The organism is Nocardia sp. NPDC049707, assembly GCF_040674855.1.
Taxonomy (GTDB): Bacteria; Actinomycetota; Actinomycetes; order Mycobacteriales; family Mycobacteriaceae; genus Nocardia.
The window spans coordinates 319,072-334,086 of sequence record NZ_JBFANN010000001.1 but is presented as its reverse complement, the minus strand read 5'-3'; the positions used below and the strand labels follow the sequence as shown (position 1 = coordinate 334,086).

Below are 15,015 nucleotides of genomic sequence, written 5' to 3'. Positions count from 1 at the left end.
TGCTTTTACCCGCGCCTTTTACCCACGCCGGCCGAACCCACCGACCTGCCATCCCTCGGCCCTCGAAACACTTTCGTAGAGTGTGCACGTGGTTTCACTCATCACCGAAGGCAGCGCAACGGATCGAGCGGGTCAACCCTTCGTCCGGAGACGCAACCAGCCATGGTTGATCCTGGTCGGCGTCCTACTCCTGATCTGCACCGTGGTGTGGATCAAGGCCCTGACCACCGAGGACAGCAGCGGAACCGCGATGGCGTGCAATTCGCCGGGCCCGGCCACCGATGCGAAATCGCCCGAACCGGCCCCGCTGGGTCAGCGGGTCGGCCAGTCGCGGCTGACCGATGTCGAACCGGCGCCGCTGGCTTCCTCGAAGGTCCGCGTGCTGAACGCGAACAACAAGAGCGGTCAGGCCACCCACATCGCCTCGGCGCTCGGCGATCTTGGCTTCGCGGGTGCGCCGGGGCAGCAGTTCGGTAACGATACGGTCTACGTCAACGGTGACCTGAATTGCACCGGTCAGATCCGCTTCGGTGTGAACGGTCGACCGGCGGCCGCCTCGGTCCAGTTGGTCGCGCCGTGCGCCGAGTTGATCGAGGATCAACGCAACGACGACACCGTGGACCTGGTGCTCGGCTCGGTATTCGGCGAATCGCTGCGGCCGAGCCCGGATGCCGAGGAAGTGCTCAAATCGCTGAAGAATCCGGCGCCGGGCGGATCCCCGTCGATCGATCCCAAACTGCTGTCCGCGGCGCGCGTGGCGCGCTGCTGACCGACATCCCCGAACCAACCTTCATCGCCCCGGTGTGCCGCTTCGGCAGACCGGGGCGATCCGTTATTCAGGCGTCCGGGATCGCGGCGGTCGCGCCAACACGTTCGAACAGTTCGGTCAACTCGTTCGCCACGCCCGGTGCGGCGGCCAGGACCAACTCACCCGCCGCACCCGGGCTGATCGCCGCTGGCAAGCGCAGCTGCGCACCCGCCTCAGCGGCTATCAAAGCGCCCGCCGCCCAGTCCCACGCGTTGAGTCCGTGCTCGTAGTACGCGTCGATGCGGCCCTCGGCGACGAAGCACAGATCCAGTGCCGCCGCGCCCAGGCGGCGGATATCGCGGATTTCCGGCAGGATCTGCGCGACCAACTCCGCCTGCCTGGCTCTGCGGTGCTTGCCGTAGGCGAATCCGGTGGCCACCAAGGCCATCGACACCGATCGCACCGGCGTGCAGCGCAGATGCTCCACGGTGCCGTCACCGCTCACCTTCGTGGCCCCCATCCGCAGTGCGGCGCTGTAGGTCGCCGCCCGCGCGACATCGACCACGGCACCGGCGATGGGTTGTCCGTCCCGTATCGCGGCCACCGAAATCGCATAGCCCGGAATGCCGTACAGGAAGTTCACGGTGCCATCGATCGGGTCGACCACCCACTGCACGGTGTCCCCGGTACCGCCGTCCAGGCTGCCGCCGCCCTCCTCACCGAGGATCGGATCGCCGGGGCGTATCTCGTCGAGCAGGCGCCGGATGAGGTCCTCGGTCTCGGTATCGACAATCGTCACCGGATCGGTAGGGTGTCCCTTGGTCTGCACGGCCCCGTCGCGCGCACCCTCCGGACCGAATACCTCGGGGCGGCGCGAGCGCACATGCGCGGCCGCGGTTTCGGCGAGTTGGACCGCGATCCGGCGCAATTCGGCAATATCCTCGGATGGTGTCGCGGTCGGGCGGGCGGTAACTGACGCTGTGGTCTCCGGCATGACCCCCATGCCATCACAGATCCTCGGCGAACGGGAACCGCTGGCCGCCCATTACTCTTGTCGTGCACGACACAACGCCGTCGTCGGGCACATCACCGCATGCTCCGCGACCAGCCGGTGGTGAGTTCCTGCGCGGCGGCGCGTTCATCACATCGGCCAGCACAGGAACGAGGGAACGTCATGTCCGCTCGGGGGCACGCATTCGGAATCGATATCGGTGGCAGCGGCGTCAAAGGCGCCGCGGTGGATCTGGCCACCGGCGCATTGGTCCACGAGCGGATCAAGATTCTGACACCGCATCCCTCGACACCGCAGGCGGTCGCCGACGCGGTCACCAAACTCGTCGCCCAGGCCGGCTGGGACGGCCCGGTCGGAATCACGCTGCCCTCGGTGGTGCTGGACGGTGTCGCACAGACGGCCGCCAATATCGACGAGGCGTGGATCGGCACCGACGCGCGGGCGCTGTTCTCCCAGGCGCTCGACGGCCGCACCGTCACCGTGCTCAACGACGCGGACGCGGCCGGTCTGGCCGAGGATCGTTATGGCGCGGCAAAGGATTTCGACGGTCTGGTGGTGTTGCTGACCTTCGGTACCGGCATCGGCTCGGCACTGCTGTTCCACGGCACGCTGGTGCCGAATACCGAACTCGGTCATCTCGAGATCGGCGGCATGGAGACCGAACACCGCGCCGCCGCCTCGATCAAGGATCGCGACGGCCTGACCTACGAGCAGTGGGCCGCCCGGGTCAGCATTGTGCTCGACGGCCTGGAGAATTTGTTCTGGCCGAAGGTCTTCGTCGCAGGTGGCGGCATCAGCCGAGATGCCGAGCAATGGATTCCGTTGCTCACCAACCGAACCCCGGTGATTCCCGCCCGCCTGGAGAACACTGCGGGCATCGTCGGAGCGGCCATGGCGATCGATGCGGGCATCGCACCGTAGACGCGCGGAGGGTACGGCATTAGTCGTTGCTGGGATCGTGCCGTAGGTACCCTGGTTCGATCGTTACAATGGAACATACTCCGGCCGCGAGCCGGAAACCCCAGACCCGGCGCTCAGCCGGTGTAACCCGACAGACCGCTCCGCCGGAACACCACTCTGGCGTGACGCCGCACGAGACCGTCACGAAAGGGCGTACGTGGTAGCCACGACCCGTCAGACCGCCGAATCAGCCGATGCCGACTCCGCAGATGTAACCGAAGCACGGCCGGTCCGCAAGGCTGCCGCGAAGAAGGCTCCGGCCAAGAAGGCCGCCGCCAAGAAGGCACCGGCCAAGAAGGCCGCCGCGAAGGCTACGAAGGGCCCGGCCAAGAAGGCCGGACCGGAGGGCGAGCCCGGCGACGAAAACCTCGAGACCGAGGATATGGATCTGGAGGATCTCGGCGATCTCGAGGTTTCCGAGGACGATCTCACCGACGAGGCCGAGGAACTGGTCGAGGACGTCGCAGAGGAGGTCGAGGAGGGCGAGGCCGAAGAACCGTCCGCCGCGGACAAGGCCTCCGGCGACTTCGTCTGGGACGAGGAGGAATCCGAGGCGCTGCGCCAGGCCCGCAAGGATGCCGAGCTCACTGCGTCGGCTGACTCGGTGCGTGCCTACCTCAAGCAGATCGGCAAGGTCGCACTGCTCAACGCCGAGGAGGAGGTCGAACTCGCCAAGCGGATCGAGGCCGGTCTCTACGCGGCGGAGAAGGTGCGCGAGTTCGCCGAGCAGGGTGAGAAACTGCCGGTCGCGATGCGCCGCGACTACACCTGGATCGTGCGCGACGGCAACCGGGCCAAGAACCATCTGTTGGAAGCCAACCTGCGTCTGGTGGTCTCGCTGGCCAAGCGCTACACCGGCCGCGGTATGGCATTCCTGGACCTGATCCAGGAGGGCAACCTCGGTCTGATCCGCGCGGTGGAGAAGTTCGACTACACCAAGGGCTACAAGTTCTCCACGTACGCCACGTGGTGGATCCGGCAGGCCATCACCCGCGCCATGGCCGATCAGGCCCGCACCATCCGCATCCCGGTGCATATGGTCGAGGTCATCAACAAGCTCGGCCGCATCCAGCGTGAGCTGCTCCAGGACCTGGGCCGCGAGCCCACTCCGGAGGAGCTGGCCAAGGAAATGGACATCACGCCGGAGAAGGTCCTCGAGATCCAGCAGTACGCGCGTGAACCCATCTCGCTGGACCAGACCATCGGCGATGAGGGCGACAGCCAGCTCGGCGACTTCATCGAGGACTCCGAGGCCGTGGTCGCGGTGGACGCGGTGAGCTTCACGCTGCTGCAGGATCAGCTGCAGTCGGTGCTGGAGACGCTGTCGGAGCGCGAGGCGGGCGTGGTCCGGCTGCGCTTCGGTCTGACCGATGGCCAGCCGCGTACCCTCGACGAGATCGGCCAGGTGTACGGGGTCACCCGTGAGCGCATCCGGCAGATCGAGTCGAAGACCATGAGCAAGCTGCGCCATCCGAGCCGCTCGCAGGTCCTGCGCGACTACCTCGACTAGTTCGTTTCGTTCGATCCGAAGCGCCCGCGCCCAACAGCGCGGGCGCTTCCTTTTCGCACCCGACTGCCCCTCTTGCCGTCCCATCGACCGGCAACCCTGCCGGTATTCGATCCGTCTACGGTCCCGCTACCCTCGAATCCGACTGTGCCCGTTGCCGATTTCCATCGTCTTAACCGAATCGATTCTGCGACAGACCCTTTCGGCACTCTGCTACGCAACCGATCCGCGACCGAGACAGTGTCCGGCCCTTCAACCAATTCTGGTCTGCGGCGCGCACTGCACCAGGATGTCGGCGATGCAGCGCACACCGGAGATACCCACCCCCGAAGGGCCGGTGCCATGGACATGATCGCATCGTTGATCGTGGTGGCCAGTGTGGTGCCGTACTCCTCTTCATCAGCGTCAGCCTGACCTAGATCGAGCGCAGTATCGAACTGCCACCGCTGCGCATCGCACCACGTGCCGAACTCGATCCGCTACCGCCGGTGAAGTTGGCGACAACGCCGTCCGCGACCGCGTACCGGCCGACGCGGACCGCGGTACCGCGCGCTACTGAACCCATCGAAATTGCCGGCGCGACAAGCTCACAGGGCAATGCGGAGTCAGTCCCTGGTCGGCCAGTAGCGCGCCGGTCGCGGTCCGCGTGCCCCCTCATAGGCCGGATCATCGACATCGGTGATGCCGATATGTAGCAGCAGCATCATGGTCACCATGCCGATGCCGACAGTCAGCGGAGTCAGCAGTTGAGCCGCGCCCACGCCCGCGGGCGGGTGCATATGGTGGCCGTCCTGCACATGCATCGCAAACATGCCGGTGTAGTGCATGCCGCAGACCGCAACGCCCATCACCAGCGCCGCGCCGATAGTGGCGATGGTGCCGCGGACATGCAGCGCAAACCACAGCGCCGCCGTCGCGGCGATCACCGCGATCACCATGGACAGCAATACGATTCGGCCGTCGTATTCGATGACCGCATCGGATTTCATCGCGTACATGCCGGAATAGTGCATGGCGCCGACGCCGACGCCGGTGATCGCACCGCCGACGTATAGCGCCACCGGCTCCAATATCGGTAGCTGCGCGACCCGTAACCCGATCCACACCACCACCATCGCGATCACCGCGCTGAGCAGGGTGATCGGCACGTCATAGCGAATGGATGCGCCGTGGATCGAAAAGCCCAGCATGGCAATGAAATGCATGACCCAGATACCGGTGCCGCCGATCGCGACGGCCGCGGCGACGAGCCATCCGGCGTTGCCGCTACCAGCCCGCGCCCGAACCACGCACCGCAGTCCCAGCAATGATCCGGTGAATGACATCAGAAAGGCCAGTACCGGCGTGAGCAACCCGTGACTGAAGTGGTCGATTTCCAGCACGCGAACTCCCTCGTTGGCGGACGTCGGCCGTCATAGCGACAGCGCAAGCCCGCCCGCTTGTACAGAACCAGCAGGTCGGCAATTTACAGTACTACCATCCGCTAAATTTGTCATAGGATGAATCCAGCCAGCGAGACGGCGCCCGCTACCCGGCGGCGATCACTCGTCACCCATACGTACCACACGGTCCCCCTCCTTTGAATCTTGCCGATCGCCACTTCTGGCTATCGATCAGCATCGATACTGCTGGGGCACAATAGATCTCAAGAGTTCATCGGTCGACAACAAGCGTTCGCACAATTGCGAGAACAGTGCAGTGATTCAGGTACGCATGCCGAGTCTCGTTGCGGCCCAATGGCACCGGGTTGGGTCGGGCTCGGTCGCCAATCGGACTTGACCGTCGTCGTGCGCCGGACTGTGCACTGTCTGCATGAAAGTGGCGCAACCCGCCGGATCCAGCCAGGGAAAGTGCGTGCTCAGCCCGGTCCGATGAACGCCGACCGGGCCTAGCCTGCGCTGATCGAAATGACGTCGGCGCAACCCGCCACGTCGGCGCGTCCAGTGTCCTTCGAGTCGACCCGACCTACCGAGTACCGGAAACCACACCCGCCACTACCTTCGCCGCGTGCCGATATCCCAGGCCGTCCGGCGGACGGATAGTGGAGACGCAGTCGTATTGGGCATCGGTACGGCCAGGCCGAGGCACGTGGGGTAGGTAGCCGCCAAGGCTGTCACCACCGACAGACCCGGACGTACACCGATCAACACCACCACCGTCGCCCACGCCCACGCCCACGGCGATGTGATCGCCGAGCGCCACCCTGGCCTGGCTGGTGATCACCGGCGGTGCGATCGAATATCGGGGCACCTTCGCGAGCAGTTCCACTAGCCGATCGAAGACGTATCGCGTGCCGCGCAGGTCCTGGGTGTAGCGGGTCACCCGAGCTCCGCTGCCGCACGCGTGAGTGCCGCGAACACCCGGGGCCGATCGGGTGCGGCGATTCGTCGCTGGTCGGGGCGGTGATCCGGGGCTCGTCGACCGTTTTATTTGCTGCCGACCCTGGTCTGTCGACCTCTTGGTCGGCAGACCAATTCTGCGAGGCGGATGTTGCCTGGGTGTGACTCGACGTTACGGCGGAACGACCAGGTCAGGTGAGCCAGGACACAGACGTGGTGGGTCTGCGAACAGAAGCGCTCAGGAACCGGCAGACTTGTGCATTGTGGTTGCCCCCACTTTGCGCCGAATCCACTCCCCATGGACGCAGACCGTCGACCTCGGTGACGAGTTGCGCGCGGTCTGGTCGTGGTTGCGTCGGCCCCGCTTGCTGCGCCGACTGGTGCCCGAACTACGCCAGCACCTGTCCGCGGCGCCGGCAAGTACGGCCTACGCGTTCACTTTGTTCGTCACCTGGTGGACGCTGCGCGGGGTCGGCGATTCGGTGGAGCGCAGGCTTATCTTCTCGGCCTCCACCAACCTCTACAACATGCAGCACAACCCGGTGCAGGTGCTGGTGGCGTCGGCATTCTGGACCCAGGGGCAATTCCCCTGGGTCACCATCGCCGAGATTCTGGTGGTCATGGGCTTCGCCGAACGCTGGCTCGGCACCGGTCGCTGGATTCTGCTGTTCGCCACTGGACATATCGGCGCGACGCTACTCACCGTCACCGCGATCGGCCATGCCATCGACCGTCACGTCATCCCGGTGCGCGTGCAGTACGCGGCCGATGTCGGCACCAGCTACGGATTCACCGCGGTTCTGGCGGCCATGGCCTTCCACTTCCGCGGAGTGGCCCGCGTGCTGTGGGCGGGTGTCATCGTCGCGGTCCTCGCCTCGGCACTACTGATCGGACCGACCTTCACCGACTACGGGCATATGTGCGCGGCCCTGATCGGTTTGGTGGTCGGATTCATCGCATCGACCTTCTGGCGGCGCATCGAACGCCGCCGTGCCGAACGCGAGGCTGAATCCGGCGCGTCGACGCCGGTCTCGGCGACGAATCCGCTCGCGGCGCACCGGATTCCCGCAGCCGGTGACGCTGCCGGGCCGAGTTCCGCTACAGCGCCACCGCTATCCGGTGCTGACGGCGGATCTGGAGCGGCGCTGCACCAAGCCGATGACCGGTTCGACGGCGCGGGCCGCGATCGGGCCGAGCACCGCCATCAGTAGCACATAGGCTGAGGCGAGTGCGGCGAGCTGGCCGTCGACCGCACCCAGGCCCACAGCCAAACCCGCAATGACAATGGAGAATTCACCGTGCGCGACCAGTGCCACGCCCGCGCGCGCCCGGCCCATCCGGCGAATGCCCTGCCGACTTGCCGCCCACCAGCCGGTGGCGACCTTGGTCAGCACGGTGACCACCGTGAGCAGGATCGCCCAGCCGAGCACCGGCGGAATCGCCCGCGGGTCGGTGCTGAATCCGAAGGCCACGAAAAAGATTGCCGCGAACAGATCCCGGATCGGTTCGAGCAGTTTGGTCGCCTCGCGGGCGGTCGAACCGGAGATCGCGATGCCGAGCAGGAATGCGCCGACCGCCGCCGAAACACTCAATGCCGATGCCAGACCGGCGACCAGCAGCGCCGCGCCGAGCAGCTTCAACAGGAATACCTCGCGGTCGTTGCTGTCCACGATCGCCGAGACGTACCGGCCGTATCGCAGCGCAACTACCAACACGAGGGTGACAGTGGCCAGGCCCAGACCGAGCACGGTCAGCCCGCTCAGGAGACTCGTACCGGCCAGGACCGCGGTGAGGATCGGCAGGTACATCGCCATCGCGAGATCCTCGAAGACCAGAATCGACAAGATCACCGGGGTTTCCCGGTTGCCGAGGCGGCCGAGATCATTCAGCACCTTGGCGACAATGCCCGATGACGAGATGTAGGTGACCCCGGCCAGGGTGATGGCTCCGTTCACCCCCCAGCCGAGTAATAGGGCGACCACCACGCCGGGTGTCGCGTTCGCTACGAGATCAACCAGGCCCGCGGCCCAGGAGCGACGCAATCCGGTCACCAATTCGGCCGCGGTGTATTCGAGGCCGAGCAATAGCAACAACAGCACCACGCCGATTTCGCCCGCCATATGGCCGAATTCGTTCGCGGCGCCCAGTTCGACGATTCCGCCCTCGCCGAAGGCCAGCCCACCGAGCAGGTACAGCGGAATCGGGGACATGCCGACGCGTGCTGCCACCCTCCCGAGCATGCCGAGGACAAATAACACCGCCCCGAGCTCGATGAGGGCCAGCGCGGTTTCGTTCACGCTCTCACCCGTGCGTCAGGATCTTCGCGGCCGCGTCCAGACCGTCGGGCGTACCGACGACCACGAGTAGGTCATCGCCAGTGAAGGTGAAATCCGGTCCCGGCGAGGGATGCAGCTGCCCCGCGCGCATCACCGCGACGATGGAAGCCTTGGTGCGCGTGCGCATTCCGGTCTCGCCGAGGGTGCGGCCCTCGTACGGCGAATCCTCGCCGATGGGTAGCTGGCGGGTGGTGATCCCGGGGAGGTCGCGGTGATCCTCGTGTAGCTTCGCCACCAACTGCGGCGACCCCAGCAGATTGGCGAGCACCGCGGCCTCGTCGGGCGTCAGCGGCACTTGCGCGGCACAGGAATCCGGATCATCCGCTTTGGAGACGATCAGGTCGATACCGCCATCACGGTGATCGACCACACCGACCCGGCGACCCGAGCGCAGCTGGAAATCTTTGCGTACTCCGATCCCGGGTAGGGCGGTGACATCGACATTCACACCTCCACCCTAATGGGAGTCGATCGGCGAGCCTACCGCCGGTGGTGGTCGGTGGTCGCCAGGTTGATCGCCCGAGCCGCCGGTCGGTGAGCACTGCCCGACCATGGAACGAGTGTCGATTCCTGAGGTTGGATCGTGCCCCGGCCGGTCGGTGCGGGCTGCCGGTAGCGCTGACGGGTGTCGTGTACTTACGGACCTGGGATGTCTAACCTCGGTCCAGCTCGTCATCCGGAAGTTCCAAGGCGAGCAGCTCGTCCGCGCGGTTCAATGCATCGTCCATGGCCGACTCGATGCCGTCCATGACCGAAAGTCCGTCCAGCAGACTAGACAATTCGCGTCGGGCGGCTTCCAATTCCGCGACCGCCGGATCGATGCGATACCACCCGACACTGTCACGCCACCAAGCGTTTTCGTCGATCCACGTCCACATGACATCGCGCACGAGCTCGGCATCGGGGGTGTACATCTGGAAGCAATCGTCCGATCCGGCGGCGCGGTGCTCGAGTTCGTACACGCCGTCGGGGAGCAGACGAGCCTGGAGGTAGGCATGCTCGCCACGTTCCAGCACAATGGCCGGATACCTCGGGTCGGGTGGTTCGCGCAGCAGATCGTCCAGCAGCGGATCCGTCAGGTCGGGCAGTGTGGTTCCGTCGCCCGTGCGGACGTGCACGTCAGCGTGCCGGTCCGGGTCGTCGTTCACCGCGCCAGTCTGCCTCATCCGGAAATTCGCGATACGGCGGGCCGAAATGCGACGGGTCGGCGGTGTCGGGGTGCAAGGTAGTGCTATGCGCGCAGTCGTTATCGAGACGCCTGGGAAATTCGCCGTACAGAATGTGCCGGATCCGACGCCCGGACCAGGCGAGGTCGTGGTGCGGGTGGATGCGGTGGGGATATGCGGCACCGATGTGCATATTGCCGACGGCGAATTCCCACCGACGCCGTATCCGATCGTGCCAGGTCACGAGTTCGCCGGTGTGGTGGTGGCATTGGGCCCCGCCGTCGACGGTGTGCGGATCGGCGATACCGTCGCGGTAGACCCGTCGCTGTTCTGCGGCGCGTGTCATTACTGCGTGATCGGGCGCGGGAATCTATGCGAACGGTGGGGCGCGATCGGCGACACTGTCGATGGGGCGATGGCCGAATACGTCGCGGTGCCCGCCGCGAACTGCTATCGGCTGCCCGAGACACTGTCGACCACGCACGGTGCGCTCGTCGAGCCGTTGTCGTGTGCCGTACACGCATTCGATGTGCTGCCGGGTGCGCTCGGCGCGCACTATCTGCTGTACGGCGCGGGCACCATGGGTCTGCTCATGGTGCAACTGGCGCGGGTCGCGGGGGCCGCGTCGGTGTCGGTGGTCGACATCAATACCGCGCGACTCGCGGTGGCACTCGAGCTCGGCGCGGATGCCACCGCGACCACCGCCGACGAATTCGACCGCCCACCGGGTTGGGAGGTGGTCATCGACTGTACGGGCGCGATCGCCGCCATCGAGGACGGACTCGGCCGGGTGCGCCGGGGCGGGGTGTTCCAGCAGTTCGGGGTGGCGCCGGGCGCGGCGACTGCATCGATCGCACCGTTCCGGATCTACAACGACGAGATCACCATCGTGGGTTCGATGGCAGTGCTGCACAGCTTCGGTCGCGCGGTGGAGCTCATGGGCAAGGGCGTGATCGATGCGGACACCATGATCACCCACTGCTTCGGATTGGCCGAATTCGGCAAAGCGCTACAGACTTTCCGCGCGGGTACCGGCCGCAAGATCCAGCTCAGGCCGGGTGCCTGATGGCCATCGTCGCAGGAGTCGACAGCTCGACCCAGTCGTGCAAGGTCGTACTGTGCGATGCGGATACCGGCGAGATTCTGGACCAGGCGCGCGCCCCGCACCCGCACGGCACCGCGGTACCAGCCGAATCCTGGTGGCAGGCATTGTGTTCAGCGGGCGACGGGTTGCTGGATCGGGCCGATGCGGTGGCGATCGCGGGCCAGCAGCACGGGTTGGTCGCGCTGGACACCGATGGTCGGCCGGTCCGGGATGCGTTGCTGTGGAACGATACCCGATCCGCCGCTGCGGCCGAAGAGTTGATCGCCGAACTCGGCGGCCCGCAGGTCTGGGCCGATGCCGTCGGCAGTGTGCCGCTGGCCGCATTCACCGTCACCAAGCTGCGGTGGCTGGCCGATCACGAACCCGAGGCCGCCGATCGCACACAGCGGGTGCTGCTGCCGCACGACTATCTGACCTGGCGACTACGCGGCGGGCCGTCGGATCCCACCGTCGAACCGACCACCGATCGCGGCGAGGCCTCGGGCACCGGCTACTGGTCGCCCGCGACCGGCCGATATCGCGCAGACGTACTCGCCCATGCCTTCCGGGGCCGAACACCGGAACTTCCCCGGGTCGCCGGACCCGCCGAAGCGGTCGGCCGCGCACCCGGCGGCGCCCTCGTCGCAGCGGGCACCGGCGATAATGCCGGTGCCGCACTGGGTTTGGGCATCGCGGACGGCGATGTCGTCATCTCACTCGGCACCAGCGGCACCGTCTACATCCGCGCCGCCGCACCCAGTGCCGATGCCACCGGGGCCATTGCCGGATTCGCCGACGCGACCGGCGCATTCCTACCTCTGGTCTGCACGCTCAACGCCGCTCGCGTACTGGATGCGACCGCCGCACTGCTCGGCGTCGACAGCACGGGCCTGGAAACCCTTGCGCGCCAGGCACCGCCGGGCTCCGAAGGCGTCGTCATGCTGCCCTACCTATCCGGCGAACGCACCCCGAATCTGCCGCACGCCACCGGCAGTCTGCACGGTTTACGACCGGAAACCTTGCGCCCCAGCCATATTGCACGCGCCGCCGTCGAGGGCATGCTCTGTAATGTGGCCGACGCGCTCGACCACCTGCGCAGCGCCGGAATCCCGATCCAGCGCGTCCTGCTCATCGGCGGTGCGGCCCGCTCCGCCTTGGTCGCCGAACTGACCGCCCAGATCTTCGGGCTCACAGTCACGGTCCCGGAGCCGAACGAGTACGTCGCACTCGGGGCCGCCCGACAGGCGGCCTGGGCCCTGAGTGCCACCGCACGACCGCCGAGTTGGCCCGCACATACCATCGCCGAGGTCCGTGCGCCGAGCGACGGTGGGGCGATCGGGCGGCGGATCCGAGCGACATACGAGAGCACACGGCAGGCCCTCTACGCTCGATGAATACGGTGCCACGGGAACACCGGTGGATGTTCACGTGGCAACCATGACGGCAAACCGCGAGGTAGGCAGGCATGTCGAAGCATGGCCTTCTCCGGTCGGATGGTCACCACGATCACCGTGGTGGTGCCGGATTCGAGGGCGATCTCGAGCTGCTTTTCGAGGTCTCCGGCGGAGGCGACGTCGACGGCGTGGCAGCCCAGTCCCCGTGACACGGAGGCGATGTCCAGGCCGGGCAGGTCGGGCCCGGGCACACCCGGCGTCTCTTTCGACCGATGTCCGGACCGTCATGGCATCGAGGCTGCCGCAGGCCCACGGGCTGTGGCATCGGTCATCTCGATGGTCGAGCCAGGAATTCCCGTTCAGTGGGACTGGCACCGGTGGCCGCGTCCCGCACTCGCGATGGTGTGTGAACGGCGTCACGCCGTGTATCCCGGCGCCAGTGCGGAGAGGACGTCGATGCGGGTTTTGGTCACCAGAATCACCGAGCCGAGCGGGCGCGCGGTGGGGCACATGATCACCGATATCGGCGGCTCCGCATCACATGCCGCGATCGTCGCCCGGGAATTCGGCATCCCTGTGTCGTCGATACCGAGACCGCGACCACCCGCCTCGCCGACGGCCAGCGTGTGCGTGTGGACGGCGCGGCCGGGACGGCCACGCCGCTAACCGACTGAGTGCGGGCCCGAACTCGGGTCCGCGTCTTTGATGAAAGGAACACCCCTCGTGAAGAATTCGCGCGCTTTCCGCGGCACGATCGCGGCCGCGGCCGCCGTGCTGGTCGGCGTTCTCCCGGCGCTGGCCGGTCCCGCATCGGCGGGGCCCGCGCTGTCGGGTCCGGCCGCGCCAGTGCTGCGGTCCCCGGGGCGGGCCGAGCGGCCGCTGGGTCTGGCGCATGCGCCGAATGCCCGCGATATCGGCGGCTATCCGGCCAAGGGTGGCAGCAAGGTCGCGACCGGTGTCGTGTATCGCGCCGACGCACTGGCCAAACTCGACGCCAACGAACAGCAGAAGCTGGTGTCGCTCAATATCACTCAGGTCATCGACTTCCGCAACCCCACCGAAGCCGGCCGCGATCCCGATCAGCTCCCGGCTTCGATCCGCCGCACCGAACAGCCGATCTACAATCCGGCCAATGACTTCTACGCCATGGTGATGCGACTGATCCAGGCCGGACCGGCCGCACAGCAGGAGGAACTCGGCGACGGCAAGGCCGCCGAGTTCATGCGCGACTACTACGCCTGGTTCGTTTCCGATCCCACCGCACGCGCCCGATTCGCCCAGGCGTTCAAGGACATCGCCACCGCGCAGGGTGCGGTGCTGTACCACTGCACGGCGGGTAAGGACCGCACCGGCTGGATGACCGCGATCCTGATGAGCGCGCTGGATGTGCCGAAGGGGCAGATCTACAACGACTTCCTGGACTCCAACGACAACTTGGCGGCCGGGAACAAGGCGCTGCTGGACGGCCTCGTCGCCCAGGGCCTGGTGACCGATCGCACGCTGTGGGAGCCGTTCTTCGGTGTGCAGCGCGAGTTCCTTGACGCGGCGTTCGACCAGGTCCAGGCGTCCTACGGGTCGTTCGACCGCTTCCTCAGTGACGGGCTCGGCATCGACGGCGCGACGCTCGCCGCACTGAAGGCGAAGCTGCTGACCGAATCCTGAGATCCGGCCGGAGCCGGTGTCATCGCGAAGGTGACACCGGCACGGTGAATCTCTCGGCCGCATCGCCGCGCAGACTTCCTGCGGGCAGCGTCCGGCCGCACAACACCAGCAGCAAATCCTGGGCCGACCCGGCGAGCACCGAACCCGAGCCGTAACCGAAGTCGAGATCGTCGGCCCGCAGTTCGATCCCGTCCAGGTCGACGCCGAAGAAGTTGACACTCTTCGGCGAAAGCGCGCCGAGCACCATCCGCATGCGATCGGCCGGGACAACGCGGGCGAGCCCGAGCGCGACGGTGATATCCAAACCGTGGATGACATCGTGGCTCAGCGCACCCTCGTACCCGCCACCCGGCGGCTTCCACGGATGATTCACATTGTCACGTACCGCGGCCACCAGGTCCTCGGCGGTCAGCACCATCGCATCGGCACGCGCACTCCGATCCGCCATTTTGTTGAAATTCCCACCCGCCTTGAGCATTTCGAGCGCGAACCGCGGCGTGGACAACCGAAACGGCATGGTGATATGCGCGACGACCTCCCGCACTCGCCATCCGGCACACAACGTCGGCTCGTCCCACTGCTCGGCAGCCAGCCCGGCCAACAGCTCCGCCAACTCACCCCGCTCCGCCTCGATCGCCGCCCGCACCTGGGTCTCCGTCATCGCGTCTCCTCCATAGCCGGTCCCCTCCATCACCTATGACGAACGGTCGCCCTCGAAATCATCGGTCCTGGTGGAAATCGAGCAAGATCAGGTGGAACTGCCGGCGGCTTCTCGGGCGTTTTGCCGCCATGGTTTCCCAATGATCA

The 15,015-nt window shown here is 66.4% G+C and carries 18 protein-coding genes; 8 read left to right on the top strand and 10 right to left on the bottom strand.

The genetic code is table 11. The features are described 5' to 3' along the window. Positions 1-88: 88 nt before the first annotated feature. Entirely contained in the window at positions 89-769 is a 681-nt protein-coding gene (gene cei, locus AB0J29_RS01675; RefSeq protein ID WP_364777441.1) for an envelope integrity protein Cei, read from the top strand. Between the two features lie 67 nt (positions 770-836). On the opposite strand, the gene AB0J29_RS01670 is transcribed toward cei, so the two are convergent. Further along, positions 837-1,742: an inositol monophosphatase family protein gene (locus AB0J29_RS01670; protein WP_364777438.1), complete on the bottom strand. Its 906-nt coding sequence runs from the start codon at positions 1,740-1,742 to the stop codon at positions 837-839. A 180-nt stretch (positions 1,743-1,922) separates the two neighbouring features. On the opposite strand from AB0J29_RS01670, the gene ppgK reads away from it, so the two are divergent. Together ppgK and AB0J29_RS01660 are read left to right on the top strand one after the other, a co-directional pair. After that, the gene (gene ppgK, locus AB0J29_RS01665; protein WP_364777435.1) at positions 1,923-2,681 is read left to right on the top strand and encodes a polyphosphate--glucose phosphotransferase; all 759 of its coding nucleotides are present in this window, start codon (positions 1,923-1,925) and stop codon (positions 2,679-2,681) included. Between the two features lie 196 nt (positions 2,682-2,877). Then, positions 2,878-4,230 (top strand): RNA polymerase sigma factor, encoded by a 1,353-nt coding sequence (locus AB0J29_RS01660; RefSeq protein ID WP_364777432.1) that lies wholly within the window; start codon positions 2,878-2,880, stop codon positions 4,228-4,230. Between the two features lie 412 nt (positions 4,231-4,642). On the opposite strand, the gene AB0J29_RS01655 is transcribed toward AB0J29_RS01660, so the two are convergent. From AB0J29_RS01655 to AB0J29_RS01645, 3 genes are all read right to left on the bottom strand, one after another. After that, on the bottom strand, positions 4,643-4,792 hold the full coding sequence (locus tag AB0J29_RS01655) for a hypothetical protein (protein WP_364777429.1): 150 nt from the start codon (positions 4,790-4,792) through the stop codon (positions 4,643-4,645). Between the two features lie 40 nt (positions 4,793-4,832). Further along, positions 4,833-5,609, bottom strand: coding sequence for an MHYT domain-containing protein (locus tag AB0J29_RS01650; protein WP_364777426.1), 777 nt, complete (start codon positions 5,607-5,609; stop codon positions 4,833-4,835). A 583-nt stretch (positions 5,610-6,192) separates the two neighbouring features. Next, positions 6,193-6,549 (bottom strand): ethanolamine ammonia-lyase light chain EutC, encoded by a 357-nt coding sequence (locus tag AB0J29_RS01645; protein ID WP_364777423.1) that lies wholly within the window; start codon positions 6,547-6,549, stop codon positions 6,193-6,195. A gap of 280 nt (positions 6,550-6,829) precedes the next feature. Here AB0J29_RS01645 and AB0J29_RS01640 point away from each other — a divergent pair, with 280 nt between their 5' ends. Beyond that, complete coding sequence (locus AB0J29_RS01640) at positions 6,830-7,777, top strand: rhomboid-like protein (protein ID WP_364777420.1); 948 nt, start codon at positions 6,830-6,832, stop codon at positions 7,775-7,777. Here the strand turns inward: AB0J29_RS01640 and AB0J29_RS01635 are convergent. The 3 genes from AB0J29_RS01635 to AB0J29_RS01625 form a co-directional block, all read right to left on the bottom strand. Next, entirely contained in the window at positions 7,679-8,863 is a 1,185-nt protein-coding gene (locus AB0J29_RS01635; protein ID WP_364777417.1) for a cation:proton antiporter, read from the bottom strand. The genes AB0J29_RS01640 and AB0J29_RS01635 overlap by 99 nt on opposite strands. A gap of 4 nt (positions 8,864-8,867) precedes the next feature. Then, positions 8,868-9,350: a cation:proton antiporter regulatory subunit gene (locus AB0J29_RS01630; RefSeq protein ID WP_364777414.1), complete on the bottom strand. Its 483-nt coding sequence runs from the start codon at positions 9,348-9,350 to the stop codon at positions 8,868-8,870. Between the two features lie 205 nt (positions 9,351-9,555). Beyond that, entirely contained in the window at positions 9,556-10,068 is a 513-nt protein-coding gene (locus AB0J29_RS01625; protein ID WP_364777411.1) for a hypothetical protein, read from the bottom strand. Positions 10,069-10,135: 67 nt separating this feature from the next. Here AB0J29_RS01625 and AB0J29_RS01620 point away from each other — a divergent pair, with 67 nt between their 5' ends. Together AB0J29_RS01620 and xylB are read left to right on the top strand one after the other, a co-directional pair. Continuing rightward, entirely contained in the window at positions 10,136-11,134 is a 999-nt protein-coding gene (locus AB0J29_RS01620; protein WP_364777408.1) for a zinc-dependent alcohol dehydrogenase family protein, read from the top strand. Next, positions 11,134-12,546, top strand: a complete 1,413-nt coding sequence (gene xylB / locus AB0J29_RS01615; protein ID WP_364777405.1) for a xylulokinase — start codon at positions 11,134-11,136, stop codon at positions 12,544-12,546. Before AB0J29_RS01620 ends, xylB begins: the two co-directional genes overlap by 1 nt. Here xylB and AB0J29_RS01610 read toward each other — a convergent pair. Together AB0J29_RS01610 and AB0J29_RS01605 are read right to left on the bottom strand one after the other, a co-directional pair. Further along, entirely contained in the window at positions 12,534-12,797 is a 264-nt protein-coding gene (locus AB0J29_RS01610) for a hypothetical protein (RefSeq protein WP_364777402.1), read from the bottom strand. The genes xylB and AB0J29_RS01610 overlap by 13 nt on opposite strands. 165 nt (positions 12,798-12,962) lie before the next feature. Continuing rightward, positions 12,963-13,118, bottom strand: a complete 156-nt coding sequence (locus tag AB0J29_RS01605; RefSeq protein WP_364777943.1) for a hypothetical protein — start codon at positions 13,116-13,118, stop codon at positions 12,963-12,965. Here AB0J29_RS01605 and AB0J29_RS01600 point away from each other — a divergent pair. Together AB0J29_RS01600 and AB0J29_RS01595 are read left to right on the top strand one after the other, a co-directional pair. Then, entirely contained in the window at positions 13,057-13,212 is a 156-nt protein-coding gene (locus AB0J29_RS01600; protein ID WP_364777898.1) for a PEP-utilizing enzyme, read from the top strand. The genes AB0J29_RS01605 and AB0J29_RS01600 overlap by 62 nt on opposite strands. 57 nt (positions 13,213-13,269) lie before the next feature. Further along, complete coding sequence (locus tag AB0J29_RS01595) at positions 13,270-14,208, top strand: tyrosine-protein phosphatase (RefSeq protein ID WP_364777399.1); 939 nt, start codon at positions 13,270-13,272, stop codon at positions 14,206-14,208. Between the two features lie 19 nt (positions 14,209-14,227). On the opposite strand, the gene AB0J29_RS01590 is transcribed toward AB0J29_RS01595, so the two are convergent. Then, positions 14,228-14,869: a maleylpyruvate isomerase family mycothiol-dependent enzyme gene (locus AB0J29_RS01590; protein ID WP_364777396.1), complete on the bottom strand. Its 642-nt coding sequence runs from the start codon at positions 14,867-14,869 to the stop codon at positions 14,228-14,230. Positions 14,870-15,015 lie beyond the last annotated feature (146 nt).

Excerpts from the sequence above, each read along its gene's own strand:
- AB0J29_RS01620 (WP_364777408.1), top strand. The coding sequence starts at position 10,136 with ATGCGCGCAGTCGTTATCGAGACGCCTGGGAAATTCGCCGTACAGAAT.
- AB0J29_RS01670 (WP_364777438.1), bottom strand. The coding sequence starts at position 1,742 with ATGCCGGAGACCACAGCGTCAGTTACCGCCCGCCCGACCGCGACACCA.
- AB0J29_RS01590 (WP_364777396.1), bottom strand. The coding sequence starts at position 14,869 with ATGACGGAGACCCAGGTGCGGGCGGCGATCGAGGCGGAGCGGGGTGAG.
- AB0J29_RS01655 (WP_364777429.1), bottom strand. The coding sequence starts at position 4,792 with ATGGGTTCAGTAGCGCGCGGTACCGCGGTCCGCGTCGGCCGGTACGCG.
- AB0J29_RS01600 (WP_364777898.1), top strand. The coding sequence starts at position 13,057 with ATGATCACCGATATCGGCGGCTCCGCATCACATGCCGCGATCGTCGCC.
- ppgK (WP_364777435.1), top strand. The coding sequence starts at position 1,923 with ATGTCCGCTCGGGGGCACGCATTCGGAATCGATATCGGTGGCAGCGGC.
- xylB (WP_364777405.1), top strand. The coding sequence starts at position 11,134 with ATGGCCATCGTCGCAGGAGTCGACAGCTCGACCCAGTCGTGCAAGGTC.
- AB0J29_RS01605 (WP_364777943.1), bottom strand. The coding sequence starts at position 13,118 with ATGCCGAATTCCCGGGCGACGATCGCGGCATGTGATGCGGAGCCGCCG.
- AB0J29_RS01625 (WP_364777411.1), bottom strand. The coding sequence starts at position 10,068 with ATGAGGCAGACTGGCGCGGTGAACGACGACCCGGACCGGCACGCTGAC.